Here is a 25,627-nt window from a genome sequence, read left to right as displayed (position 1 = left end):
ATTCACCCGGTATGTACCTTCCGGAAGACCGACGGGCTCATCCCTTTCCGGGATTTGAATACCTGATTGAAGTAGGAAACATCCTGGAAGCCGCATTGGAAACCAATCTGACTAATGTCCCGCGACGAATCCAGCAGCATCCGGCAAGCCAATTGAATCCGCAGTTCGTTCACCACTTCGGTGAAGGTTTTATTGGTCTGTTGTTTGAAGTACCGGCAAAAAGCCGCCTTGTTCATGTTAGCCAGATCCGCCGCCTCATCGAGTCGTAGCTCCGCCGTCAGATGTTCCTGAATGTACGCTAGCACGGTCTGAATGCGACCCGAGTCTTCAATAGGCCGGTTCCCGCCGAACGTTTTTTCTGATAGCAACCGAAATTCGGGTTCCTCGGCCAGTACCGTAAATACTTCCATCCAGCCCATCAGTCGTTTGGCTCCCTCGCTCCCGATGATTCGGTGCAGCAGAGGAGTCACCAATTCGGCCACCCGAACCGGAAAATGGATACCCCGGGCCGCCCTTTGCAGCAATTCGTTGATCCGCTGCATTTCCGGGATTTCAAAAAATGGCTCTCCCCACATACCCGACCTGAAGCGGAGTATAATCGCCTCGGCCACTTCTGATTTGTTCTGATAATAGAGGGCATCATTGCGCCAATAATGGGGCAGGCTGGTACCCAACAGCACCAGATCCCCGGCTCCAAAGGGCTCGATGCTATCGCCGATAAATCGTAATCCGCTGCTTTTGAGTACCAGCGCCAGTTCAAACTCAGGATGATAATGCCAGGGATTATCAAAATAAGGTACCTTCTCGTGCCGGATGTCAAAGGAATTGGCCGAATCTTCTTTTACTTTTAGGAGCAGGGGCTTCATGTAGTATTTGCCTTAATTTTTGTCTTAAAGCAAATATAGCTAAATGATTTGCAAACTTTGTCCTACCCTTTCCTCTCGCTTTTGTTTTAATTTTGCTAAAAATAATTCTACGTATGAAGTTTCGACTATTCCTAACCCTTTTCATTTTTTCCTGCTCCTTACCCTGTTTTAGCCAAAATACCCTGACTAACGCCGAAAAAAAGGACGGCTGGAAATTGCTCTTCGACGGCAAAACGACCACCGGGTGGCGCGGTGCCTTCGCTACCGAATTTCCTAAACAGGGTTGGGTAGTTCGGGACGGCGAAATTCGGGGCGAATTGGCGGAAGGTAAGGATCGGTCGGGCGTGGGCGACCTGGTGACGACCAAGACCTACCGCAACTTTGAGCTGGTGTTTGACTGGAAGCTGGGTGAGCTCGCCAACAGCGGCGTGAAGTATTTTGTAATTGACGAGGGCAAGCCAATGCCCGGCGTCCAGCCCGGCTACGAGTACCAGATGATCGACGACGCCAACTACATCTACAACGACAAGCACCTACCCGCCGATCTAAAAACGGCTTCGCTTTACGATGTCATTCCGGCCACCAAAGCCGATACTAAAATGAATCAATGGCACACTTCCCGCATTGTGGTGCGTCAGCCCATCATCGAGCACTGGTTGGATGGCCAAAAAGTGATGGAAACCGACCGCACCAGTCAGGCCTTCAAGGCGGGTTTTGAAGATAGCAAATTCAACAAGTTTCCCGGCTACACGACCATCCAGGAAGGCCACATTCTTTTGCAGGACCACGGCCACAGCGTCGCTTTCCGGAACCTTAAAATCAAAGAATTGCCATGAAACGTAGAGACTTTATTAAAAATACGGCTATGTCCACGGCGGCCGTTTCCACGGTGGCCGCATCCACGGCGGCCTTTGGGGTACCTACCCTGGTACCTTCCTCGGTATTGGGCAAAAACCGCTCCCGTATACCAGCTCCTTCTGACCGCATTACGGTGGGCATGATCGGGTTGGGCCGACAGGGATTCAGCAACAATTTGCAGGGATCGTCGCTCGAAAAACAGGGACTGGGCCGGATGCCGGGCTTTCTGGATATTCCCGACGTGCAGGTAGTGGCCGTTTGCGACGTGGATTCATGGCGCATGGAAGCCGCCCGAAAGGTAGTCGATGTGGCCTATGCCAAAAAATTCGGCAAAGAGGCCTATAAAGGCTGTGACACGACCGGCGATTTCCGTGAGTTGATCGGCCGCAAGGACGTGGATACGCTCATGATTTCGACACCCGACCACTGGCACACGCTGATGGGTATCATGGCGGCCAGAGCCAAAAAACCGTTCAGTATCGAAAAACCGCTGAGTCTGAGCGTGCAACAGGGCCGCGAACTGGCCGATGCTGTCAAAAAAGCGGGTATCATCGCCCGTACCGACAGCGAATTCCGTTCATTACCTACCTATAATAAACCCGTCGAGCTTATCCGCAACGGGTACATCGGGAAGCTGGAACGCATCGAAATTTCGTTTCCTTCCGATCCCGATCCCGTGGCTCCGCAGCCCGACATGCCCGTACCCGCCGAGCTGAATTACGATATGTGGCTGGGACCGGCGCCGAAGGTACCCTACACCGAAAAACGGGTGCACAATCAGCACGACCACAGGTCGCGCCCCAACTGGATGCGGCTCAATACCTACGCCCAGGGCATGATTTCCAACTGGGGCGCGCACTATTTCGACATCGCCCAGTGGGCCAACGACGCCGAGTATTCCGGCCCCGTGGAAGTATCGGGTAAGGGGTACTTTCCCAAGAGTCTTTGGGATACGATGATCAACTTTGAGGTAAAGTACCGCTACGCCAACGGGGTGGAAATGACCTGCCGCCAGACTTCCGACAGCAAACCCTACATCCATTTCTTTGGTTCGGAGGCCTCGATTTTCATCGATGACTTTCCGGGTAAAGTCACGAGCAGCAAGCCCGCCATCCTCACGGCTATGCCCAAATCCGGACAAATGGATACGTCCAAAATTTTGATGGAAAAAGTGGATTTCATCGAAGGTGTCAAAAACAACCGACCTACCCTGGAACCCATCGAGGTAGGTCACCGCACCATTTCGGTTTCACAAATCGGCCTCATCGCCTGTCAGGTAGGGGAAACCCTGCAATGGAATCCGGAAAAGGAATTGTTCATCGGCAACAATGCTGCCAACGCCCTGCTGGCCGCGCCGCTGGTGCGGAAGGAGTGGACGGTATAGGGCTTTCTGCGGTCAGCTTTCGGCAATTGGCTTTTTTTGCTTGAAAGGAATGCTTCTCTTCAGGAATCCAGCCCCAGCGGGAGGCGCTCTGGCGGGACGGTACCTTAGTTCTTACGATGAGATGCACGAAACTAGCCCTAGGCTATATTCAAAATGATTATGAAACCAGTTGTATTCGTTATACTAAGTCTTCTGGTAGGGCATACCGAGGCATTATCCCAGAAAATCGACAACGATTTCTTTGTGCTGCACAACGCTATCCGCGGCGACTCGGTCTACAAAACCTTCGATCAGCAGGTATCCTTGATCAAAAGCCTGGGCTACGATGGCGTGGAAATCAATCAACTCGAATCCTTTGCGGGCATGAAGGCCGCACTGGACCAGCATCAGTTCAAAGGCTCCTACCTTTACTTCAAAATCAATGTCGACCAGCCGCAACTGGACGAACGGCTGGAAAGTATCATTGCCCAGCTGAAAGGATCAGGTACCCTGCTGGCACCCTACATGGTGAGCGATTCGAAGAAATTCAAGCCCTCCTCGCACGAAGCCGATGCGCATCTGACCGCCCTGCTGCAACAGCTGGGAAAGTGGGCCCAAAAGTCGAACCTGCAGGTAGCCCTTTATCCGCACTACGGGTTTTATGTGGAAACCATCGATCATGCGCTGAAATTGGTGAAGGCGGCGGACATGAAAAATGTGGGTTTATCCTTCAACCTGTGCCATTGGCTCGCCACAACGCCCTTAGCCGAAAGAACCGACTGGAAAAAAGATCTGAAAACCTTGCAACCCTACCTTAAAATGGTCACCATCAGCGGTGCCAATCAGGTGGATTCACAAGCAAAAACGCCCTGGGATGACTACATCCTGCCCTTGGGCACAGGTACCTACGACACTTACGATTTGGTAAGCTACCTCGTCAAAGACCTGAAATACAAAGGCCCGATTGGGGTTCAATGCTACAATATCAAAGCCGACAAGCCCGAGCTCTTACGCTCGACTATGCAGGTATGGCAGACTTATAAAAGCAAACTGGAAAGCGAGTAATCAGGCTTCAACAACTACTGTCAAAAGACACCTACCTACCATGACCTTCACCCACAAACACCTCGAAACCTACCGCCGCGATGGCTATGTCGTAGTGAAAAACTTCTTTTCGCCGGAAGAGATAGGCCTGCTGTATGAGGTAGCGACTTCCGACTCGCTGCTCCGGCAAAAATCCTACGACCGCACCGATGCTTCGGGCCTGAAAACCAAGCTCGCCCTCTGGTACGCGCTGGACGACAGTCTGTACAGTCAATTCGCCCGTGCAGCCCGCACCGTCCGGGCCGTAGAGCAACTGTTGGGCGGGACGGTGGCGCATTACCACTCCAAGCTGATGCAAAAGGAACCCCGCACGGGCGGGGCCTGGGAGTGGCATCAGGACTACGGGTACTGGTACAAGAACAACGGTTTCTTATTCCCGGACATGCTCAGCGCCCTCACGGCCCTCACGCCCGCCACCCGCGAAAACGGCTGCCTGCAAATGATCCGGGGTTCGCACAAAATGGGCCGCGTCGAACACGGCTTCACCGGCGAGCAGGTAGGTGCCGACCTGGAAAAAGTGACCGAAGCGCTGAAAATCATGCCGCTCGACTACCTCGAAATGGAACCGGGCGACACGGCCTTTTTTCACTGCAACACCCTGCACGCCTCCGCCGCCAATCTATCGGACAAGCCCCGCTGGTCGATCATCACCGCCTACAATCTGGCCTCCAATAAGCCCTACAAAGACGTTCATGAATGCAGCTACACGCCGATCGTACCTTTCGAAGGTAGCCTATTGGAAGCGGCGGGTACGGGCATTTCGGAGGGGGCGGATTTTCTGGTGAAGTAGTCATAGATCCAGGGTACCTGTTTATTCTCCCGACTTGTCGGTACCTTTCTGATACGACTTAGCGAAGTCTCCCTTGATCCACGTCATCTGCTTGCCGTATCCCACTTGGGAATCGAGAATATACTGCCCCGTTCTGGTGTCGAGAATAATGAATCCCCGTTCGCTCGATACCGCCTGATAGCGGCCGTTTCCATTTTCGGCCTGTGCAACATCTTTTGGTGTAAAGGCGGCAATGGCCCCGATTGCCAGTATTCCCAGAACCAGAAAGAGTACCCGGGCATCCCATTCGATTGTTATTTTTTTCATCGTATTAGCGTTAACGAGTTGAACATGTATTCTGCGTAGGTAAGATAGGCTAAAATAAAATCAACATGACTTATTAAAAGCATCCCTATAACTCCTATTGTAAAATACCCTGGCGCGTGCTTCCCCACCGCGTTGAGCAGAAACGAACAGCAAGCGGTTCTTTCTTTTTCAAAAACAGATTCTAACGGTTGGGTCGATATTTTCTACACTACGGCCGTAGTATGTTGATGCGAGTGTAGCCTTTCCACTATTTTTACCTGACTATGGGTAAACAATACGACAAGGCTCTACGAATAATCAGCATCGCGGTGGTGGCGGTGGTAGCCAACTTTGTTTTCTACCAGCCCGACAACGATGTACAGCACATCAGCTGGTTGAAAGGTCTGGTCATCAGCCTGATCGAGTGGACGATTCTGCTGGAAATCAATCGGGTAGGTATCCAACTCGCCCAGCGAAGGTACCCCCGCCTCAACCAGACCAAACAACGCATTGCTCTGGAACTGGGCTGGCTGCTGACCGCGACGGTGGTGCATCGGGTCATCATTACTTACCTCTATGACATCACGCAATTCTGGGGGTACCCTTTGCCGGGGGGTACCTATTGGGTTACGACGCTTGTGTCGTTTCTCTTTACCCTGCCAGTGGCGGCTATTTACGAAGGAAAGCACCTCTACCGCCAATGGTGGGAAACCTACTACGAGGCCGAGCGACTTAAGAAAGAAAATCTGCAAAGTCAGCTCGATTCGCTCAAAGCGCAAATCAACCCCCATTTTCTATTCAATAGCCTGAGTACCTTGTCCTCGCTGGTGACGGAAGACCCGGTAAAAGCGGAGCAGTTTATCGAGGAACTGGCATCGGTGTACCGTTATCTGCTACAAACCAACGAACAGCCCCTGACCACTTTGGAGCAGGAACTGCACTTCATCCGGGCCTATTTCAACTTGTTACAAATGCGCTTCGGGTCCAGCATCGAACTGGATCAGGCGATTGACGAACGCTATCATGCCTTTTTGCTCCCCCCGCTGACGCTGCAACTGCTGGTTGAGAATGCCGTCAAACACAACGCGGCCCTACCTACCCGGCCCTTGCTGATACGGATTTATTCCGACGAAGCCAATAACCTGTTTGTCCTCAACACTTTGCAAAAGAAAACCAATCTCGTCCCGTCCAACCAGACCGGACTTCAGAACATCGCTACCAAGTACCGCCTGCTGAAACAGGCCGAAGTGGTGGTGAAACAAACCGATACGCATTTTCAGGTACTGATTCCGCTTATCCCCAATTTACCCCATGAACATCCTCATTATTGAAGACGAAGAGGCAACCGCCCGAAAATTACAGCGGCTCCTGGCGCAGGTAGCCCCCACCGATACCGTAGTGGGCCAGCTTGCCAGTGTGGAGCAGTCGGTCGAATGGCTCCGTACGCACCCGATGCCCGAGCTGATTTTGATGGACATCGAACTGGCCGATGGCCAGAGTTTCGAGATCTTCAACCGGGTGGCGGTCACTTGTCCGGTCATTTTTACCACGGCTTACGACGAATTCGCGCTGAAAGCCTTCAAGGTCAATAGCATCGACTATTTGCTCAAACCCGTCCGGGAAGACGACCTCCGGGGGGCGCTGGCCAAGTTGCAAGCCCTCAAACAATCCCTGACGCCCAATTTGCAAGCTTCCCTGGCAAACCTGCTGCAACAACTGAATCCATCGGTTGCCGCCCAAGCCGGGACGAGCCCGGCGGAGTCGAGGCCGGAACGTACCCGTTTTCTGGTCAAGCAGGGACAGCGGCTGTTTTCGGTGCCCACGGAGGATATCACCTATTTCTTCACCCGCTCCAAGATCGTTTTTCTGAAAGCCCACGACGGCCAGGAATGGATGATCGACTACACCATGGACGAACTGGAAAGCATGCTGGACAACCGGCGGTTTTTCCGGCTCAATCGCCAGATCATCGCTGAACTGCGGGCCATCGATAAGGTGCATTTGTATTTCAACGGGAAATTGAAGGTATCGCTGCAACCCGCTTTTGCGGAGGAAGTACTGGTCAGTCGGGAAAAGGCGGGTGATTTCAAGCGTTGGTTAGGGGAATAAAATCCGACACTTCGGTAGCAAATCAGTGCAGTTCGGTGGGCGCTCTATTCAGGAAACGGCCTTTTTCGGGGACTTTTGAATAAATAATCAAAAGAAAACGAGCCATGAAAAACAAACACCTGATGTACCCCCTGCTGCTGCTTTTTTACAGCAGTTTTGCTCGCAGTCAAGTACCCCTTGTGCTGACACCGGAGCAACTGCAAACCGACTTCGCCCGTTTCCAAACGGCTTTGCAGGAAGCCCACCCCGCCCCCTACCGCTACACGCCCAAGGGTACCTTCGACTCCCTGATGGTAGCGACCCGGGCCCGCTTGAACCGCCCCATGAGCCAGCAGGAATTCTACCAAGTGATGACGCCCCTGCTGGTAGCTCTGCGCGACGGCCATATCAAATGGATCGTGGCGGGCCGGGATCAACACTATCCGTTTCACCCCGATACGCTTTTTCCGTTGAAACTGTATTTTTTGCAGGATAAAGCGTGGGTAGTGGGAAGTTACGATACGGGTACTATTCCCCCCGGCGCTGAGGTAGGGGCCATCAACGGTCAGCCGATGGCGGCCATCATTGAAAGGCTACTGGCCCAGGGTACCTTCGCCGACGGAAAAACCCTCAACGGCAAATACGAAGATCTGAATCATTTCTTCTCCGGCTACTACGCTACCTTCGTGGGTGCTCCGGCTACTTTTGACCTCACCTACTGCTACGCCGACACCGATACCACGGTACGCATCGCTCCGGTGACTTTCGAAGCAATCAAAAAGTACGAGGGTACCCTCCGTATCGTGTCCCAAAATGCCCGACTTAGTTTTGAGGACAGTACCAAAACAGCGCTGCTGACAATCAGGCGATTCTGGACCGAGGGCGACGAACCTTCGTACAAGAAATTCCTCGCGCAGGCTTTTCGGGAAATCGAAACGCGCAAATGCACTGCCCTGATCCTTGATCTGCGTGACAATGAAGGTGGCGAAGAAAAGTACGGCATAAAGCTTTATCGGTACCTGGCCCAAAGGCCTTTCCGCTACTACGACCGTATTAGCGTCCGGCAGAAAAAGGCGCTCTCTTTCCCGGCCTACACGCCCAAACTCTACCGGATGCTGCGGGGGTTGGTGGTAAAAAAACAGGGGGATGGCTACGTTTTCACCGCCCAGCGGGGGCTGAAAATCCGGAAGCCCGAACGCCACGCTTTTGCGGGCAAGCTGTACGTGCTCCTCAACGGCGGTAGCTTTTCCGTGACCACCGAATTCGCCGCCCGGGTGCACGCCGACCGGCGGGGTACCTTTATCGGTCAGGAAACGAGCGGGGCCTACGAAGGCGACAACAGCGGCATTTTTGCCATCACCCAACTTCCCCATTCTAAAATTGACCTGGGGGTACCTTTGTTCGGTTTCTACATGGCCAACCTACCCGCCGACCTGGAAAAAGGGCAGGGCATCCGGCCCGATCATCCAGTAATTCCCTCGATCGAGGATGTGCTGATGGGCCGGGACCCGGCGATGCAGTATGTCCGGCAACTCATTTCAAACCAGTAATCCATCTATTTATCCATGAAAACATTTCTTTCCACGGCACTTCTGGTGCTTGGGGGTACCCTGGCGTTTGCCCAGACTCCCACAAAACCGGCCCCTTTTTCTGAACTTGAAATCGGCTATCAGCGCGAAACTTTCAAGATGCGGGATTTGCAGGCTTCGCCCATGCGGTACTACGCCAACCTGAACGGCCTCCGGATCAACTACAATCGGCTTTCGTCCAGGAACCAATGGCAGGTAGGTATCAAAGCAGGGGTGGGCGATCTGGTAGCGCCGGGCCTGGGCATCCGGGGTTTCAAATTTTCGCCCGAACAGGAGCAGCCGCTCTGGCTGGTACCTACCCTATACCGGGGCCAACTCACGGTGGACTACCTGCGGGCCTTCCGTTCCACCGCCCGCCGCAGTACCTGGCTGGGCCTGGGGCTACACGAAACAATGGGCTACGCCGATGGACTGGCGCTCAGCACCTGGGCTTTCAACAGCGCCGAACTCCGGGTATTGTACCAAACCCGGCTGACGCTGGGTCAACGCCATACGCTAACCGCCGGAGCCTCGCTGCCCGTGTTGGCGGCAGTGAGCCGCATGCCGTACAGCAATGTGGTTTCGGAACCCAACCGCTCCGAGGTCGCCAGTTTTTTCGGGGGTACCCGCTGGGCCACAGTGAATAGCTACCTCAGTCCGGAGATCAATCTAAATTATCGCTTCGCGTTGAGTCGCCGGATCGCGTTTGGAGTAGGGTACCGTTACCAGTGGCTGCGTTTTCCCGAACCCCGCACCATTCGCACGGCCGACCACGCACTCCATGCATCACTTTTGTTCCAATTTCAAAAACGTTACTGACCATGAAATCTTTTTTGATTAAAATCTTTTGCCTGGTTCTCCTGCTGGTGGGCACAATCGCCTGTAATGACCTGACCCTCGGCCCCGAACCGGCTAACACACCGGAAGCCAACTACGAAATGCTGTGGCAAGAATTCGACCGGATGTACGGTCAATTTGAAGCCAAAAATCTGGATTGGAGCGCCATCTATAAGAAGTACCGGCCTCAGGTGAAGCCCGGCACAACCGACGACGAACTTTTCAAGATCATGACCCAAACCCTGGGCGAACTCAACGACGGCCACATCTGGCTGCTCACGCCCGGGCCTACCTACCGCCGCTACGACAGCGGCCCGGTGTACACGGGCGACGATTTCAGCGCTGCTATCACCCAGAAATACGTGCAGGAGCCAAAAGAATTGACCACCGCCGAGGGCCTGAATGTCCTGTACGGCAAACTACCCGGAAACGTAGGGTACCTTTATTTCGTGGATTTAGGGCAAAATCCCGGTTTCTACGAGCGAGCGATGGATGAAGTGCTGGGTACCCTAGCGGACACCAAAGGTCTGATCGTGGATGTGCGCAATCTGGGCGGCGGGCTGGACCGTTCGAGTCAATACGTGGCCGGGCGTTTCGCCAGTGATCGCAAGCTGTTCATGACCACCCGCTTCCGCAACGGTCCGCAGCATAGCGATTTTACCTCCCCGATTGAATGGTACGTGGAACCGACGGGTAAGAAGCAATACCCCAAACCCGTGGTGCTGCTCACCAATCGCCTGACCCAGAGCGCCGGCGAAACCTTCGCCCTAGCCATGAACCAACTCCCGACCGTAACGCAGCTAGGCGATACGACTTACGGCATTTTCTCCGACAACCCGAAGCGCGAACTCCCCAATGGGTGGATTTACTCCGTCAGTACCGGTGATTTTCGGGCGGCGGATGGCAAGAGCTACGAAGGTATCGGGGTCTCGCCCAGGGTACGGGTACTCAATACCAAAGAAGACCTCGCCGCCGGCCGTGACAAGGTACTGGAAGCGGCCCTGGGTAGATTGCAGTGATCGGAAAAAGGCGGGCTGTCAGGGAAACAGTCCGCCTTTTTTTAGAAAGCAAAGATTGATCTTCGCAATAAATTGTATGGATTCCGGTTTTTTACAAAATTTCAAAAACCCAGACTACAGTATCTGCCAAACGCCTACTTCTTCTTCGCGCGCTCCGCCGCTACTTCCGCCACGGAAACCGCCGAAGCTTTGTTCTCAAAACTGTTCCTGACAAAGGTCAGCACATCGGCAATTTGCTGATCGGTCAGAAAGTCGTGGGCGGGCATTACGTTGCTGTACGTTTCGCCGTTGATGAGTTCATGAGCATTCAAGCCGTTCAGAACTACCCCAATAATCCGGGCTTTTTCTCCCAATACGTATTCGGTCTGGCTCAGGGGCGGATTAAGGTGGGGTACCCCACTGCCATCGGCCTGATGGCAGACGGCACAATTCTGCTCATAAACGATCTGTCCCGAAGCCATCGCCATTTCCATCGTCTGTGTCTTGGCAGTGGCGGCAGGCATTTTGGTACTTGTCTTCTTGGTCTGGGCGCAGGCTTGCAGGGAGAACAAGCCGGCAATAATTAGTACTACCCTACAAGGCTTGAAAAGTAGGCTCATTTAGCGTAAGAAATCTTGTAGAGGGTACCTTTCACATCGTCGGCCACGTACAGCGAGCCGTCGGGCCCCTGGGCGAGACCGCAGGGGCGATGCATAGCCTTACCCGGCGACATCACAGTTTCCATCCCCGCAAAATTATCGGCAAAAACCTCCCATTCGCCAGAAGGCTTGCCGTTTTTGAAGGGCTGAAACACCACAAAGTACCCCGCCTGAGGCTCAGGGGCACGATTCCAGGAACCATGGAAGGCAATGAAAGCACCGTTGCGATATTTTTCGGGAAACTGGCCGCCGGTATAAAACAGCAAACCATTGGGGGCCATGTGGCCGGGGTAGGCTGCCGCCGGATCGATGTACTTGTCGGTAACGGCTTTCTTGCCGTCGCCGCCGTACTCGGGGGCTACTATTTTCTTTTTCTGAATCTGATCGTAGTAGGTATAGGGCCAGCCGGCATCGTCCCCTTTTTTCAGTTCAAACATGGCTTCGGCGGGTAATACCGCCGACTGCTGCACGGTGTACATGTCCGGAAACAATGTAGTGAGTTGGTCGCGCCCGTGCTGCATGACGAAGAGCGAATTGGTTTGGGCGTTCCAGTCCATGCCCACCATGTTACGAATTCCGGTAGCGTAGTGCACGCCGTCTTTCAAAATTTGCTCGGGTTTATCGGTCTTGAACTGCCAGATCCCACCCACTGAATCGAGCATGGCGCAGGGCATCATACCGGGCGAGCCCTTGGTGCGGTCCTTCACCTGACAGGCATTCGAGGGGGCTCCGATGCCTACGTAGATATTGCCATTTTTATCCAAAGCCACCGATTTGGTGTTGTGGGTACCCTTATCAGTCAGGCCTTTGACGATGCGTTCGGGTTGATCGGGGCTGACGACCTGTTGTTGGTCGTTGAGCTTATACCGGAATACTTCCGTGTTGGAGGTAGTATAGAGGTAGCCATCGGCCAGGGCTACGCCGGTACCCCCGAAGTCGCCGAAGCCTTTCTGCTCGTCCATTTTTCCGTCCCCATCGGTATCGTGCAGGAACAGGGTACCTTTCCCATTGACCGGCTTGGCCAGCCGTACGTACACATCGCCGCGTTGCGTGACGGCGAGATGCCGCGCCTGTCCCAGATTTTCGGCAATGATGGTCGTCGTGAAGTTGGAGGGTACCTTGATAACAGGCTCGGCGGGAGCGCTATCGGCGATTTTGTCTTTAGCCATTTGCGCTATGGCCTGCATGGGTTGAACACCCGCGAGTGCACCCGCAAGTAGTCCGGCGAAAAGCGTTATTTTTTTTGTCGACACGGTAATTAAAGTTTAAGTATACAGTAACCTAACATCCAAAAAACGGCCCTTGTTAGAAAATTGAGCCGATTTTATAAAATTAGGGAATCTCAGTAGCAGGAAAAAAGATTTTTCCCTTTTTCTGATTCATCGGGTTTGTCGCTCGATTACTCCTGTTTACTTCACTTTTCCACCCATTGACTCCCGTTTCCAGATATAACTGACCAGGGGCAGTTAGGTTTGCGTCCGAAATAAAACGTTCAAGACCAATCCTTTCATCCATTCAAAGAGCGAACGATGAATCACGTATCTGAAATCTTACTGTCGTTATTTATTCTGAATCTGGGTACTGCCTTTGGAGCCGGATTATACGAGACAAAAATCGTCCTGCCGCGGTGGTTCCATAAAACCACCGATGGCTACCGGGTCAACGCCGCGGCGATGCGCGACCTGGATTCAGGTAGAAGCTTCTGGGCCTTTGTCACGACCGGCCCCCTCACGTTGCTCACGCTGGCCAACCTTGTTTTTGCGTGGCAATCGCAGCAACCGGACCACAGCGGGTGGATGGCCGCCGCCCTGGTGGCGCTCCTGGAACGGGTGGGTACCTTTGCCTTCTTTATTCCCACTGCCATTAAACTGGGAAAAGCCGATCAGTTGGCCCCCGCGCAAGCAAGCCGTAAGGTAACCCTATGGCTCAACGCCAATTACATCCGCAATGCGCTAACGCTGATTGCGAGTTTACTAGCATTACGGGCTTTGGCAATAGGCGTGTAGAGTACCTGTTCACAAAGGATGCAGCCAAGCGTGTTTGTTCTTGAAGTAAACTATCGGATTTTCTAGTGACACATCAGGCCGTAAGGCTGGTCAGTGCTTTGCCACTTTCTACATCAAAAGGCACAGAACTATGCTCATGCGTAATGAGCCATACTCCATCCGTTTTGGAATAGCATACCGTGGCCCGCCACCGCATATCGATTACTTCGCCGGTAGCACGGGCTCCCTTCACGTGATTCATTGAATGACAATAGGTTACCTCTTCACCAGCTAGGACAGTGAGCTGTTCGATTTCGTAGGCAAAAGGTCCAGGAAATTGAGACAGCCAGGATTCCAACCGTTCGCGACAAGCTTCAATCCCCTTTTTTTGTAATGAATCGATCACATCGAAAGAAACGATATCTTTTGCGTATTGTGCCATGGCAGCCTCAATATCCTTTTTCCGAATGGCTTCGGCCTGTTCAGTAATCAACTGACGGATTTCCTCTCCGTTTGACATAAGACATAAACTAAATTACAAACGAACAATTTGATCCATGAGGCAGCACCCCGAAAACGGAGCGACAATACACGACCGAACTCTTTTATAAACTAACCCTTAATGCTCCAGTATTTCCTCTACCACATCTTCCTCTACGATGCGGTCGGAAGCCTGCATCTTAGCGTCGTCGAGCTCGCCTTCCCAGCGCCCGATTACAGTCGTAGCCAGGCAGTTGCCAATCACATTGACCGACGTACGGGCCATATCCATAAGTTCGTCGATGCCCATGATGAGTAGTACCGGCCACTCGGGCAGCCCGAAACTGGCCACTGCCCCCAGCAATATCACCAAGGTAGCGCGCGGGATACCCGCTACGCCCTTGCTCGTGAGCATCAGCAGGAACACCATGCCAATCTGCTGGCCGATGGGAAAATCAATTCCGGCGGCCTGGGCCACAAAAATGGTTGCCAACGACAGGTACAGCGTAGAGCCGTCGAGGTTGAAGCTGTACCCGGTCGGCATCACAAACGACACGATCTGCCGGGGTACCCCGAATTGCTCCATTTTCTCCATGGCCTTGGGTAGGGCCGCCTCCGAACTCGTGGTAGCAAAGGCGATGGAAACGGGCTCGGCAATGTTTTTGGCGAATTTGATAATGGGTACCCTAACAAATAGCGCCACCGGAACCAGCACCAGCAGGATGAAAGCCAGCAATGCGCAATAGAGCGTTACCAACAGCATGGCCAGGTTGCTCAATACATCGATGCCCATGTGGCCTACGGTTTCGGCGATAGCCGCCCCTACCCCAATCGGTGCGAACAGCATCACGAGTTTGGTAAACTTGAACATCACCTCCGCCAGCAATTCAACGCCATTGACGAACTTCTGTTTCTTGGCCGCAGGCAGCAACGCCAGGCTCACGCCGAATAACACACTGAAAATCACCACCTGCAACACTTCGCCGTTGTAGATGGATTTGGCCAGGTTTTCGGGAAAAATATGGAGAATGATGTCCTGCCAGGTTTGGGCCTCCACTTTGGGCAGTTCACCGCTGAAGCTGGCCGGAGCCGTAAGGCCCGCGCCGGGCTGGAAAAAGTTGGCAAAAAAGAGTCCGATAAACAGCGCGATCGTAGTGACTACCTCAAAATACAGCAGCGATTTCCAGCCCATGCGGCCTACCTGCTTGAGATCAGAGTGCCCGGCGATGCCCGCCACCAGGGTTGCGAACAGCAGCGGCGCAATGATGGTCTTGATCATGCGCAGGAATATCTGCCGCAGGAATCGCAGGTTGGTAGCTACCTCCGGATAGTCGTAGCCAATCTCGGTTCCTACCACCATAGCCACGATAATGGACGTGGTAAGACTCTGCTTCACAAAGGCATAGGCCAGCAGACCAGCGATGGCCAGCCAGCGCAACACCAGCAGCACACTTTCGGGAATGGCAATCAGGTTGTATTCGTTCAGGCAAGTGGCGACGGCCGCTACCGTCACCAGACCCCAATTGATGAGCGTAATGTTTTTCTTCATAAAGTACAAGAAGTGGTGTTATGGAGGTTTTCGGAGAGTAAACATAAGGAAAAAGCACATCGGTACCTGCTATTGTCAGAACAATATTTATTAGACCTATTTTCTAAAGCCACCCAATAAAACCTTGGCTGTTCTTCGCATAGCCAAAAGAGCATTTGGAATAGTGGATCATGCAGCCCGCACAACAAACACTGCTTCGGGGGCTGCGGATGTCCATCTTCGCGCCGTCAATTCAGACCATGAATTGATGTTTTCCAATTTATTCTCATTAAAAATTTAAAAAGCCATGAAAAAAACCATCATTTCCGCGTTCATCCTCGTCTCGGGCTTGGTCTGGAGCTGCCACACCGATCCCGTGTCGCCCGACGACTACCAGCTCGACGAGCAAAAATCCGTCGCCGAATGGAAAGGGTACCTCCGGACGGGCTATTTCAACGAAGGAGCCATCACCGTCAAGAGCGACCAACTCAAAGTAAAGGACGGACAAGTGACGGGCGGCTCGTTCACGATTCCTGTGTCGTCCATCGTCAATTTCAACCTACCCGTGGATTCGCTCAAACACCAGTTGGTCCACCACTTGCAAAGTCCCGATTTCTTCAACATGGCTTTGCATCCCAACATCACGTATGTCATCGCCAGCGTAGCACCCTATAAGGGTAGCGAAGGCATAGCGGGTGCCACGCACCTGGTGAGTGGCGAACTGACGATGCTGGGTAAAAGCAATCCAGTGGTGTTTCCGGCTAAAATCGGGATCAACAACGATCAGCTTACCGTAGATGCCACCTTGAAAGTGGACCGGACAAAATGGGGCATGGCCTACGCCGCCGACTCTACCTTGCCCGCCGAGCAGAACATCCTGCCGAACATGGACATTCATCTGAAACTGATCGGGAAACGCAAGCAGGAGACCTTATAGCCATGAACAAAAAGAATATGCAAAAAACGCAGCGCGCTTTCCTGGGCGCGCTGCTCACGATGTCGCTACTAGGGGCCAGTTGTCAAACCTCGACTCCCGACCCCGGCACAGCCGATCCGGGCAAACCTACCCCCGGCTACGTGGTGGGCAAAGCGGTGGACGCGCAGGGCAAGCCGCTGGAAGGCGTGGAAATTGTGATTGACAACACCCTATTTTACAACTCCAATCTGCTTACCAACACCGATGCTAAAGGGGAGTACCGGGTCAAAACGCCCACCGGCACCTACCAGGCTACGGCCGAAATCAGGCGGATGTACAACGGAAAGAGTTACCTCCTCGACCTGGCGCCGGACAATCCTAATGCATTTGCCGGTCAGGATGGTGCCGTGCGTAATTTCGAGTGGCGGCTTTCGGGCGAAAAACCCGATAATCCCGGTGCCTTCTACGGGGGTTCGGTGGAAGTGAGCAACGAAGTGGGCAAAGGCCCTTACGATGCGGAAAACATTGAGTTTACCTTTACGCCCGTCGGGCCGCTCATCGACGGCTCTACCGGTAAAACGCTGGTGTTGCCCTACGATACGTACTACGGCCGCATCCCCGATGTACCCATCGGGCGCTACCGGATCACGGCAGTGTACAAGCCAACAGGTACCCGGCTCAAACTTCGTAATCGGGTGAATGGTACCTACGCGGCCGATGGCGCGGTCACGATGGACTTCTTCGGAGAAATTCCCTACTGGTCGTGTACCAACTGCATGTTCGTGGAATACAGCGAGCCTTGAAGGCTACGAATCGATTACCAAAAAAGCCCCGCCGGAGATTCCGGCGGGGCTTTTTTATGAGCGCAAGTACTTTTCATTTACTCATTCAGCCTCGTAATATTCAATGTTGGCCCGGTACCATCCCGCCGATTCGGGTTTGAAATCCAGGCTTATGGTACCATTTGAGGCGCTGGTCTGGTTGGTATCTCTATTTTTGAGGAAGAGGGTCCTTGGGGTACCCCCTCCCAGGGGTTTGTGGGTAGCTTTTACCGTGTAGCGACCCAGCGGCAGATCTTCGAGGTACTGGGTACTCACCTCGCCGGGCCTCAATACGAGGGGTTGTGCCAGCGTGCTGCCATCGATCAGTTCCAGCGGAGTGAAGGTGAATTCAACTTCATTCTTGGGAATATTGGTTTCACCCTGATACAGACCGATGTACCCCCCGAAGTAGCCCTGCAAGGGTATGGGTTTCTTGCCCGTCAAAACCCATTTAAAATCAATTACCGGGCTGTCCTCAACGGAAAAACTATCCGAATTATCCGGTTTTAGTTGTATCTCGTACAGTTTCCCGGCAAACTCTTTTTCGAAGGTGGCGTAGATGCGGTAGGTGCCGTAATCCATTTTGATCCGGTACTTGCCCTGGGCATCGGTATGCACCGAAGCACCGCTGGAATAGGGCCCCGTGCTGCTGATAAACACAAAGGCATTGCTGATCGGCTGGCCTTTGCTGTCGGTTACTTTACCCGAAACGTAGCCTTTCTGGGGTGATAGGTCGTCAGCTTCTCCGGCAGGCTTGCAGGCAACGAATAGCACCGCTGCGAGCAAAAATAGAATTAGTTGTTTTTTCATGGCTGATTCGTATTGAAAAATAAAATGAGGTAGGGCACCAGGTAGCCGCCCTTCGTTCGGGCCGAGACTAGTTTCTCGGCTCGAACGAAGGGCGTGGATACGTCGGGATTCAGTTGGCTTTCATCACAACGGTCAGCGTGTAGTTGGTATCTTGTATTGCCGTAGTATTCTGCATTTTGAGCCGGGTGGCGGTACTTTCCAGTACGAGCCAATGCTGCTCGTTGCCTTCCGTATCGCTAATCAGGATGGTTTTGGTGGCGGCAGTATACTTCCAGGTACCAAGCTGTTCCGACGCGGGATCGGTGGCGTTGCACTTTTTTTCGCCGTTGTCCAGGAAGTACTTCCCATCGCGCTGCATCAGGATCATATCATCCTTTTCACAGTCGGGTACCGGGGCAAACAAATCCTCGTCCGGGGTACCATCGCCGTCGAGGTCGATTTTCGGGCTGACGGTGCTGGATACCGTAGCCCATTTCTTGTCAACAAAGACCGGAACGCCATCATCGGGCTTGACCTCCGATTTGTCCGTTTTACAGGCATTCAGCGTAAGCAGGGAAACGAACAGAAGTGCCCCAAGGCTTCCTGACCGCAGTTTTTTCATGGCTTTCATACTTTTTAGATTTATTGGTTTGTTTTGGATAGCAAAACAAACCAATGCTTGTGAAAGCCATTGGGGTACTTATCCGAAGCGGGGTTTTGGCTATTTGAGCTTCTGATTTTCCGGTTCAGCGGCGGCTATATTTGTGTGAAAAGGCCGACCAGCAAGCACAGGAGCGCGGTGATGCTGCATGCCTGCCGCCAATGCAGGTAGGTGAGCCACCGGTCACGCACGCGGGCCCAGTCGCTCGGATGGGACGCCGGGCTCCAGTCCTGCATCTGCCGGTTCAGAGGTACGTTGCCTCGGACAGCAATGGCCATATCAATCAGTACCAGAGCCCACGCTAGAGCCGAGAGTATAAACGGTAAACGATCGCTTTGCTTTTGCAATAGTACCATGGCGGTAAATCCGCTCGCGGCACTCAATAAGTAAATGAGTTTCAATGCAGGCACAATCACAACGTCAATGGCTTTCCGCTGCTCGATGAAGGTACCAACCGATACATTGCGCACTCCCGCGGTACCTCCGATAAGATAAAAAAACGCTTGCCCGGCGATAACGCACAGCAGCAGAAGCTGGATAAACTGAGCTATTTTTAAGGCCATAGTGCGGGGAGTTTGGGGGTAGGAATGAGTAATTTTTCGATGGATTCCTGGCAAAGCAGGTTCGGGTTATAGGCCTGAAATTCCCGGCTAAGTTGTTCGGCCTTGCGGCGGTAGCTCGAATCTTTCAAGACAGACTCCACCGCCTCACGGACTTGCCCGACGCCGGGCCTTTCGGTTTTGAGACTAATTCCCAACCGGAAGTAATTGACCCGGGCCGCAATTTCGGATTTCCCTTCGTGTACCCCGGCGACTACCATCGGTAAGCCATGGCGGGCCGCCATCAGTACGCCTCCGTACCCCGCATTCGTCACAAAAACATCGGCCATGGGCATAATTGCGGCGAAGTCGATGAAATCGTGGATCTGGATATTTTTTTGCGGAAAACGCTTTCGCAACTCTTCGGTAAAGGAACCACCAGTAGTAACGATTACCAGCGTCGCAGGGTCCTCTGTAAAGGCTGATATCGAGGGTACCAGCAGTTTTTCCGGATTGCGTTCTACGGTACCCTGCGTCACCAGCACGATGCGACTGTAGTCGGCGAAATCAATGCCATCGGGGATCGTTGGAAGGCCTTCGGCAGGATGAGGCAGCAACGGTCCCACGAATTGTACGTTGGGGCTGATTTCGGAACGGAAGTACTCGAACCCCGGCACGCCACTCTGCCAATACACGTCCACGCGCCGCACCAGGGCATCGAAAAAGAGGCGATCGGCCGGTCGAAGTCCGTACTCTCTGAGGTATTGGTTAAAAATTCGGGTGCACGGCTTGAAAAGAATTTCCTGGCTCACCAGCCGCAAAAAATCCTGTCGGCGTCGGCCCCAAAACCCCTGGGCAGGCTCCAGTCCCATGCCGGCCGGCGGCAGATCCCCGGAACTCTCACCCAACGGAGCAATGCCTGCCGCCGCCACGGGCACGCCAAAAATCGGTCTGATAAAGGGTGAAGCGGCAAAGAGTACATCGCACACCACCAAATCGAAAGGGAAACTTTCCCGGATGTGCTTCAGGTCTTCGATGAATTCCGGAATGCGGCGTAGGAAAATGTGTTCCATATCGAAACGCAAACGGTTGACCGTACCTTTGATCTTTTGGCGCTCGGGCAACTCACGCTCCAGATTGTCCTGGTTGATCTCCTTGGCGAGACGAAAAGAAAAATACGGAATCGAGAGTTTTCTGATGGCCGAGGCGTAGCTGGGGCCGCTGTACCAGCGGACATCATAGCCCTGCTTTTTGAGGTGAACCGCCAAGCCGGTAAGCGGTTTGAGGTGGCCATCCATGGGCATGGTGGCGAAGAGGATTTTTTTCTGTATCATATTGGAAAAGTGAAAATTGATTTTTCCAAAATAAATACCCTACCCTACCTTCCTTCCCCTCTTTTTATCCGAAGCCACATAACCATTATCCCAAAGCAAATCTATCCTCATCCCGCACGGGTATTCAACTCGATTTGGCATAAAAAGCCTTCAAACTCTCGCGGTAGTTTCGCGTCCATTTGAGTTGTTGTCCGGTTTTCATGTGCACGATATACTCCCCGTTGAAGTAGGTTTCGACCGTATCGATATAGTTGAGGTTGACGATGTAGGAGCGGTTGATGCGCACAAATTCGGCCGGATCGAGTTTGGTCTCCAGACTGGTCAGGCTTTCATAGATGGTATGGCGTTCCGTTCCCGCGTTCCGGTCGCCCCGGTTGACGGTATGCAGGGTTATGTAATTCCCGTCGGCATCCAAATAGCTAATGTCTTCGGTCTTCACCAGGTACATCCGTCCCGTTTCCTTGACCAGAATCCGCTGCAGGTAGGCTCCCCGGGGTTGGGCGGCCTGTTCGGCTAGCAACTGGCTCACCAGCGCTTCGATCCGGGGTTGCTTCTGCTGGGTAAGTCGTTCCTGCGCCCGTCCCAGCGCCTGGTGAAACCGCACCTCATTGAAAGGCTTTAACAAATAGTCGATGGCATTGACCTCGAAAGCGCGCAAAGCGTACTGGTCGTAGGCGGTTGTGAACACCACAAACGGCTGGTGGTGCGGCCAGATCTCTTTGAGCACCTCGAATCCATCCAGTTCGGGCATCTGGATGTCCAGAAAAATCAGGTCGGGGCGGTGCTGGAGAATCTTGATGACTGCCTCCGAGCCATTTCCGGCTTCGTCGAGCACACAAATGGAGGAATCCGTTTGCAGAAAAGTACGGATGACCCGGCGGGCCAGGGGCTCATCGTCAATGATAAGCGAGCGATAGGTTGTCATGGGTGGGGCTGGTTAATGAGGTAGGCTGGCAGGGAAACGTCACCGTGACCTGGGTACTCCCGCCGGGCGGTTGGTCGAAGACAAATTGGGCGGCTTCACCATAAGCCTGGCTGAGGCGCGAGCGGGTGTTGAGCAGTCCCAAGCCGGAGCCTTTGCGGCTAGACCGGGCGTTGCTGCCGATTCCGTTGTCGTACACCGTAATCTGGATTTTCTCTCCTATTTTCCGAGTGGTAATGCGAATCAGCGTGTCGCCCGTCATGGCCGCGGTTCCGTGGGTAATGGCATTCTCGACCAAAGGTTGCAGCAGGAGTTGGGGTACCTGGGCTCCTTCGGTACTGGGATCGATGTCGTACTCGATGCGCAGGCGGTCCTGGAAGCGGATTTGCTGGATCGCCAGGTACTGCCGGGTCAGGTTCAGTTCGTCCCGCAGGGGCAGGAAATTATCGTTCTGGCGGTTCAGCACACCCCGCAGCAAATCGCTCAGCGCCATCACCATGTCGATGGCTTTGCGGGTGTCGTTTTCCAGCATCAGGCTCACAATGGCGTGGTGGGTATTGAACAGGAAATGCGGATTCAGCTGCATTTTCAGCGATTGCAGCCGGGCGTCGGCCAGGTTGGTCTTTAATTGTTCATTTTTCAGTTCGTAGGCGTGGTTTTGTTCCTGCAAAGCCTGGAACTGGCGTCCACTGACAATGATGCTGTACCCTAACACCACCAGCAGGTAGGTGATTACACTGAGCGAATAGGAATAAAAAAACCAGAGCATGATGGTACCCGGTTTCATCCAGGTACCCGTTTCATAGGCGTGCAAGGGGCGTACCAGGCCGTACGATACCGCCGCCACCAGCAGTCCCAAGGCCGATGCGATGAGCACATGGATCAATATGGTACGCGGCCACCGACACTGCGTGGTGGCCAGCCGGATCGGGAACCGTTGGGCGGCGTACAGGATCAGGGGCGTAAAACCCAGCCACATCAGGTAGGTAACCAGCCACTGCGCCGACTCGGAAAAGTACATGTTCTGACTGCTGGCGATCAGCCACACCAGGGTGTTCTGGATGTAGGAAATGATGGCCAGAATCCCCCAGAATATCAGGGCGTAGCGCCAGAATTCGCGGTGAGAAATGGAGATGCCCGCTTGTTGCAGCAGGCGTTCGATAAAACGGTTCATGGATGTCGGGGTAAACGGTTCGGTAAATTTAAGGAGGGTACCTTTTATTGAAAAATGGTTTTTTTATCAGCCGCGCTTAATACAATCCCAAGCCCCCTTTTTACGATTCAAACGATAAAAGTCTTTTTTCCTGAATTTTCTCACCGTCATTTTTCAAGGAAATTCACTCAAAGTAATTACCGACGTTCCTGGTCGTTCGCTTTGGCACAAGCTGTGCGATTTCGCACGCCTTTTAGTAGCCAAAAATTTTATAATACACTGATAAACAATATATTAAACACTGGCATGATCTTATCATCTTCTATACAAAATTAGCCATGAAAAATAATCAATAAATCTACCCTCACGTATGGATCGCGAAGTATCAGCCGACCACCTCAAAAGTACCCGTACCCGTCGGTGGATCATCGGCATGGGCGCTGTGTTACTGTTGGCGGCCAGTATCTATTTTTTCAGAAAATCCCTCAGCAGCACCATCGAAGCCAACCGGATCAGGACGGGTACCGTGCAACGCGGCGATGTAGAAAACACCCTGAACGCCACGGGCGAGGTCATTCCGGCCTACGAGCAAATCATCACCAGTCCCATCCGGGCGGTCATCAAGCAGGTACTACTCACACCGGGTACCCGCATCGAACCCGGCCAGCCTATTGTAGAGCTGGATAAATCGCTGACGCAGATCGAATTCGAGCGCTACGAAGATCAGCTGGCTTTGAAGAAAAACAGCATCGAACAACTCCGCATGAAGCTGGACAAAAACCTGTACGACGCCGAGATCAGCGATAAAATCAAACTACTGAACATTAATAAATTGAAAGCCGACCTGGAAGATGCCCAGCGACTGACGAAGGTCGGGGGGGGTACCCAAGAGGATATCACCCGCGCCGAAAATGCCCTCAAAATCGCCCAACTGGAAAAACAGCAACTCGAAAACGACCTGGCCTACAACCGGCAGTCGATGGGCGCCAGCCTGCGCGAAACCGAACTGGGCGCCCAGATCGAAAGCAAGAATCTGAAAGAATTGCAGCATAAACTCCGCATGGCCGACATCGTGGCCGATCGCAAGGGGGTACTTACCTGGGTCAACGAGAACATCGGCTCCGCCGTAAACGAAGGCGAAATGCTGGCCAAAGTAGCCGATCTGGGCAGTTTCCGGGTGGAAGGCTCCTGCTCCGATGTGTACGCCGATCAGGTGAAAGCCGGGCTTCCGGTAGTGATCAAGGTCAACGATTCCACCCTGCGGGGTACCATCACACAGGTGAAGCCCGCCGTGAAGGATGGGGTCATTGGTTTTGTGGTACAACTGGATAATGCGCGTTCCGAATCGCTGCGCCCCAACATGAAGGTCGATGTGTACGTGGTCACCGACCGGAGCGCCAACACGCTGCGGGTAGCCAACGGCCCGGCGTTTACGGGTAAGCGGAAGCAGTATGTGTATGTGGCGCAGGCCGGCAAAGCAATCCGCCGTGAAGTGGAAGTAGGGCTGTCGAATTTCGATTTTGTAGAGATCAAAAGCGGACTGCAAGCGGGCGAAAAAGTGATTCTGACGGACATGAATCAGTACGAGCATCTGGAAGAAATCACCATCAAAAACTGATTCGCGCCATGAAAAAACTTCTTCCCATACTCTTGCTTTTAATTCAAAGCCATTTTTCCTTCGCCCAGACGCAGCATTATACCCTGAAGGAAGTGGTGAACCTGGCGCGTGAGCAATCCATCGCCGCCAAGCAGGCCGCCACCCGCAAGAACACCAACGAGTGGCAGTACCGTTCGTTCATCGCGGACTTCAAGCCGCAACTGAGCCTGAATGGTACCCTACCCGGTTTTACGCGCTCTTACATCGAGGTACAACAGCCGGATGGTACCATTTCCTTTCAACCCGTTTCCAACAACAATTCGCTGCTCAACCTCGCCCTGACCCAGAACATTGCCCTTACGGGCGGCACAATTTTCGTGCAGAAGCAATTGCAGCGATTCGACGACTTTGCCCGCAATACCACCCGCTACAACGGTATCCCCTTCGGAATCGGGTTCGCCCAACCGCTCTTTCGGTTCAACGAAATGAAGTGGAGCCGGGAAATCGAACCGCTCAAATACCAGGAGGGCAATCAACAGTTCTTTTCTGCGCGTGAGGAGGTGGCCCTGAACGCCACGGGCTACTATTTCGACCTTTTGATCGCGCAGGTCAACCTGCAGATTGCCGAAAAAAACCGCAGCAACAATGACACACTCTACCAGATTGCGCAGCATAAATTGGAACTGGGGAAAATTTCGCAAAACGACCTCCTGCAATTGCAAATGGGGGTACTTACCGCCGAAAAAGATTTAGCCTCGGCGCAACAGGCTACGGCCGTCGCGTCGTTGCGGCTGAAAATGTACCTCAGCTTGCGCGATGAGCGGGCGGTGGCGCTCGAAATTCCACAGGAAGCCCATGAATTTGCCATTGATCCCCAACGTGCCCTGGATGAAGCCTTCGCCAACCGCGCCGATGCCATTGCGTTCCGGAGGCGCCTCCTTGAGGCGGAACGCGACGCACTGCGCGAAAAAAAAGAAATAGGCCTGAACGCCTTACTGGAAGCCTCTTTCGGTTTTTCCAATCAGGGTACCCGGCCGGGTGACATCTATATGGATCCCCAGGACCGGGAATTTGTGCAGTTGCAATTCACCCTGCCCATCATGACCTGGGGCAGAAACAAGGCCCGGATCGAAATTGCCAAAGCCAACCGGGAATTTGCCCAGCAATCGGTAGAGCAGGACCGGCTCACTTTCGAGCAGGAAATATTCACCCAGGTGACGCTCTTTCAAATGCTACAGAAACAGGTGAAATTGACCCGACTCACCGACAGCATTGCCGCCAATCGCTACCAGATTGCCCAGGACCGGTTCATACTGGGAAACCTGAGCGTAACCGACCTCGGCATCGCCATGCAGGAGAAAGACCGCGCCCGCCGGGACTACATCCTGGCCCTGCGCGACTACTGGCAGGCGTATTACAGCCTGCGGCTACTCACGTTGTATGATTTCGAAAAAAACAATAAAATCCAATAACCACCTCAAAACAA

At 53.3% G+C, this 25,627-nt stretch carries 26 protein-coding genes; 14 read left to right on the top strand and 12 right to left on the bottom strand.

The annotated features are described in order from the left end of the window. Positions 1 to 2: 2 nt before the first annotated feature. Positions 3 to 866 (bottom strand): AraC family transcriptional regulator, encoded by an 864-nt coding sequence (locus GBK04_RS23095; protein ID WP_152763812.1) that lies wholly within the window; start codon positions 864 to 866, stop codon positions 3 to 5. A 113-nt stretch (positions 867 to 979) separates the two neighbouring features. Between GBK04_RS23095 and GBK04_RS23090 the strand changes: the two genes are divergently transcribed. The 4 genes from GBK04_RS23090 (at position 980) to GBK04_RS23075 (ending at position 4,981) form a co-directional block, all read left to right on the top strand. Then, positions 980 to 1,702, top strand: coding sequence for a 3-keto-disaccharide hydrolase (locus GBK04_RS23090; RefSeq protein WP_152763810.1), 723 nt, complete (start codon positions 980 to 982; stop codon positions 1,700 to 1,702). Continuing rightward, a complete protein-coding gene (locus GBK04_RS23085; RefSeq protein WP_152763808.1) occupies positions 1,699 to 3,108 on the top strand; it encodes a Gfo/Idh/MocA family protein in 1,410 nt (469 codons plus the stop codon). The genes GBK04_RS23090 and GBK04_RS23085 overlap by 4 nt, the downstream gene beginning before the upstream one ends. Positions 3,109 to 3,267: 159 nt before the next feature. After that, positions 3,268 to 4,152 (top strand): sugar phosphate isomerase/epimerase family protein, encoded by an 885-nt coding sequence (locus GBK04_RS23080; protein WP_373331251.1) that lies wholly within the window; start codon positions 3,268 to 3,270, stop codon positions 4,150 to 4,152. Positions 4,153 to 4,192: 40 nt separating this feature from the next. Next, positions 4,193 to 4,981: a phytanoyl-CoA dioxygenase family protein gene (locus tag GBK04_RS23075; protein WP_152763804.1), complete on the top strand. Its 789-nt coding sequence runs from the start codon at positions 4,193 to 4,195 to the stop codon at positions 4,979 to 4,981. Positions 4,982 to 5,002: 21 nt separating this feature from the next. Here GBK04_RS23075 and GBK04_RS23070 read toward each other — a convergent pair whose 3' ends face one another. Continuing rightward, on the bottom strand, positions 5,003 to 5,287 hold the full coding sequence (locus GBK04_RS23070) for a hypothetical protein (RefSeq protein WP_373331250.1): 285 nt from the start codon (positions 5,285 to 5,287) through the stop codon (positions 5,003 to 5,005). A 263-nt stretch (positions 5,288 to 5,550) separates the two neighbouring features. Here GBK04_RS23070 and GBK04_RS23065 point away from each other — a divergent pair, with 263 nt between their 5' ends. From GBK04_RS23065 to GBK04_RS23045, 5 genes are all read left to right on the top strand, one after another. After that, positions 5,551 to 6,597 carry a sensor histidine kinase gene (locus GBK04_RS23065; protein ID WP_152763802.1) on the top strand — a complete coding sequence of 349 codons (1,047 nt, stop codon included), beginning with the start codon at positions 5,551 to 5,553 and terminating at the stop codon, positions 6,595 to 6,597. Then, positions 6,578 to 7,375, top strand: coding sequence for a LytR/AlgR family response regulator transcription factor (locus GBK04_RS23060; RefSeq protein WP_152763800.1), 798 nt, complete (start codon positions 6,578 to 6,580; stop codon positions 7,373 to 7,375). Before GBK04_RS23065 ends, GBK04_RS23060 begins: the two co-directional genes overlap by 20 nt. 104 nt (positions 7,376 to 7,479) lie before the next feature. Further along, the gene (locus GBK04_RS23055) at positions 7,480 to 8,904 is read left to right on the top strand and encodes a S41 family peptidase (RefSeq protein WP_373331249.1); all 1,425 of its coding nucleotides are present in this window, start codon (positions 7,480 to 7,482) and stop codon (positions 8,902 to 8,904) included. Positions 8,905 to 8,919: 15 nt separating this feature from the next. Beyond that, positions 8,920 to 9,741: a hypothetical protein gene (locus GBK04_RS23050; RefSeq protein ID WP_152763798.1), complete on the top strand. Its 822-nt coding sequence runs from the start codon at positions 8,920 to 8,922 to the stop codon at positions 9,739 to 9,741. Positions 9,742 to 9,743: 2 nt separating this feature from the next. Continuing rightward, positions 9,744 to 10,778, top strand: a complete 1,035-nt coding sequence (locus tag GBK04_RS23045) for a S41 family peptidase (protein WP_152763795.1) — start codon at positions 9,744 to 9,746, stop codon at positions 10,776 to 10,778. Positions 10,779 to 10,912: 134 nt separating this feature from the next. Here GBK04_RS23045 and GBK04_RS23040 read toward each other — a convergent pair whose 3' ends face one another. Continuing rightward, a complete protein-coding gene (locus GBK04_RS23040) occupies positions 10,913 to 11,377 on the bottom strand; it encodes a c-type cytochrome (RefSeq protein WP_373331248.1) in 465 nt (154 codons plus the stop codon). Then, positions 11,374 to 12,669: a PQQ-dependent sugar dehydrogenase gene (locus GBK04_RS23035; RefSeq protein WP_373331247.1), complete on the bottom strand. Its 1,296-nt coding sequence runs from the start codon at positions 12,667 to 12,669 to the stop codon at positions 11,374 to 11,376. Before GBK04_RS23035 ends, GBK04_RS23040 begins: the two co-directional genes overlap by 4 nt. 276 nt (positions 12,670 to 12,945) lie before the next feature. Here GBK04_RS23035 and GBK04_RS23030 point away from each other — a divergent pair, with 276 nt between their 5' ends. Continuing rightward, positions 12,946 to 13,422 (top strand): DUF1772 domain-containing protein, encoded by a 477-nt coding sequence (locus GBK04_RS23030; protein ID WP_152763793.1) that lies wholly within the window; start codon positions 12,946 to 12,948, stop codon positions 13,420 to 13,422. Between the two features lie 73 nt (positions 13,423 to 13,495). Here GBK04_RS23030 and GBK04_RS23025 read toward each other — a convergent pair whose 3' ends face one another. Then, positions 13,496 to 13,921: a YybH family protein gene (locus tag GBK04_RS23025; RefSeq protein WP_152763791.1), complete on the bottom strand. Its 426-nt coding sequence runs from the start codon at positions 13,919 to 13,921 to the stop codon at positions 13,496 to 13,498. Between the two features lie 99 nt (positions 13,922 to 14,020). Beyond that, complete coding sequence (locus GBK04_RS23020; protein ID WP_152763790.1) at positions 14,021 to 15,430, bottom strand: dicarboxylate/amino acid:cation symporter; 1,410 nt, start codon at positions 15,428 to 15,430, stop codon at positions 14,021 to 14,023. Between the two features lie 286 nt (positions 15,431 to 15,716). Between GBK04_RS23020 and GBK04_RS23015 the strand changes: the two genes are divergently transcribed. Together GBK04_RS23015 and GBK04_RS23010 are read left to right on the top strand one after the other, a co-directional pair. Beyond that, entirely contained in the window at positions 15,717 to 16,346 is a 630-nt protein-coding gene (locus GBK04_RS23015) for a YceI family protein (protein WP_152763788.1), read from the top strand. 2 nt (positions 16,347 to 16,348) lie between these two features. After that, complete coding sequence (locus GBK04_RS23010; RefSeq protein ID WP_373331246.1) at positions 16,349 to 17,128, top strand: carboxypeptidase-like regulatory domain-containing protein; 780 nt, start codon at positions 16,349 to 16,351, stop codon at positions 17,126 to 17,128. Between the two features lie 81 nt (positions 17,129 to 17,209). Here the strand turns inward: GBK04_RS23010 and GBK04_RS23005 are convergent, their stop codons facing one another. The 6 genes from GBK04_RS23005 to GBK04_RS22980 form a co-directional block, all read right to left on the bottom strand. Continuing rightward, complete coding sequence (locus GBK04_RS23005; protein WP_152763784.1) at positions 17,210 to 17,956, bottom strand: carboxypeptidase regulatory-like domain-containing protein; 747 nt, start codon at positions 17,954 to 17,956, stop codon at positions 17,210 to 17,212. Positions 17,957 to 18,065: 109 nt separating this feature from the next. Further along, the gene (locus GBK04_RS23000; protein ID WP_152763782.1) at positions 18,066 to 18,566 is read right to left on the bottom strand and encodes a lipocalin family protein; all 501 of its coding nucleotides are present in this window, start codon (positions 18,564 to 18,566) and stop codon (positions 18,066 to 18,068) included. Positions 18,567 to 18,691: 125 nt separating this feature from the next. Then, entirely contained in the window at positions 18,692 to 19,159 is a 468-nt protein-coding gene (locus GBK04_RS22995; RefSeq protein ID WP_152763780.1) for an anthrone oxygenase family protein, read from the bottom strand. After that, entirely contained in the window at positions 19,150 to 20,469 is a 1,320-nt protein-coding gene (locus tag GBK04_RS22990) for a glycosyltransferase (RefSeq protein ID WP_152763778.1), read from the bottom strand. The genes GBK04_RS22995 and GBK04_RS22990 overlap by 10 nt, the downstream gene beginning before the upstream one ends. Before the next feature lie 124 nt (positions 20,470 to 20,593). Further along, the gene (locus GBK04_RS22985) at positions 20,594 to 21,394 is read right to left on the bottom strand and encodes a LytR/AlgR family response regulator transcription factor (protein ID WP_152763776.1); all 801 of its coding nucleotides are present in this window, start codon (positions 21,392 to 21,394) and stop codon (positions 20,594 to 20,596) included. Beyond that, complete coding sequence (locus GBK04_RS22980; RefSeq protein ID WP_152763774.1) at positions 21,366 to 22,565, bottom strand: sensor histidine kinase; 1,200 nt, start codon at positions 22,563 to 22,565, stop codon at positions 21,366 to 21,368. Before GBK04_RS22980 ends, GBK04_RS22985 begins: the two co-directional genes overlap by 29 nt. Positions 22,566 to 22,914: 349 nt before the next feature. Between GBK04_RS22980 and GBK04_RS22975 the strand changes: the two genes are divergently transcribed. Both GBK04_RS22975 and GBK04_RS22970 read left to right on the top strand, forming a co-directional pair. Beyond that, positions 22,915 to 24,162, top strand: a complete 1,248-nt coding sequence (locus tag GBK04_RS22975) for an efflux RND transporter periplasmic adaptor subunit (protein WP_152763772.1) — start codon at positions 22,915 to 22,917, stop codon at positions 24,160 to 24,162. Between the two features lie 8 nt (positions 24,163 to 24,170). Then, positions 24,171 to 25,613 (top strand): TolC family protein, encoded by a 1,443-nt coding sequence (locus GBK04_RS22970; RefSeq protein ID WP_152763770.1) that lies wholly within the window; start codon positions 24,171 to 24,173, stop codon positions 25,611 to 25,613. Positions 25,614 to 25,627: the final 14 nt, after the last annotated feature.

This window comes from Salmonirosea aquatica, from assembly GCF_009296315.1.
Lineage (GTDB): Bacteria > Bacteroidota > Bacteroidia > Cytophagales > Spirosomataceae > Salmonirosea > Salmonirosea aquatica.
The sequence above is the reverse complement of the archived record's forward strand: the minus strand, read 5'-3'. Positions and strand labels throughout refer to the sequence as shown.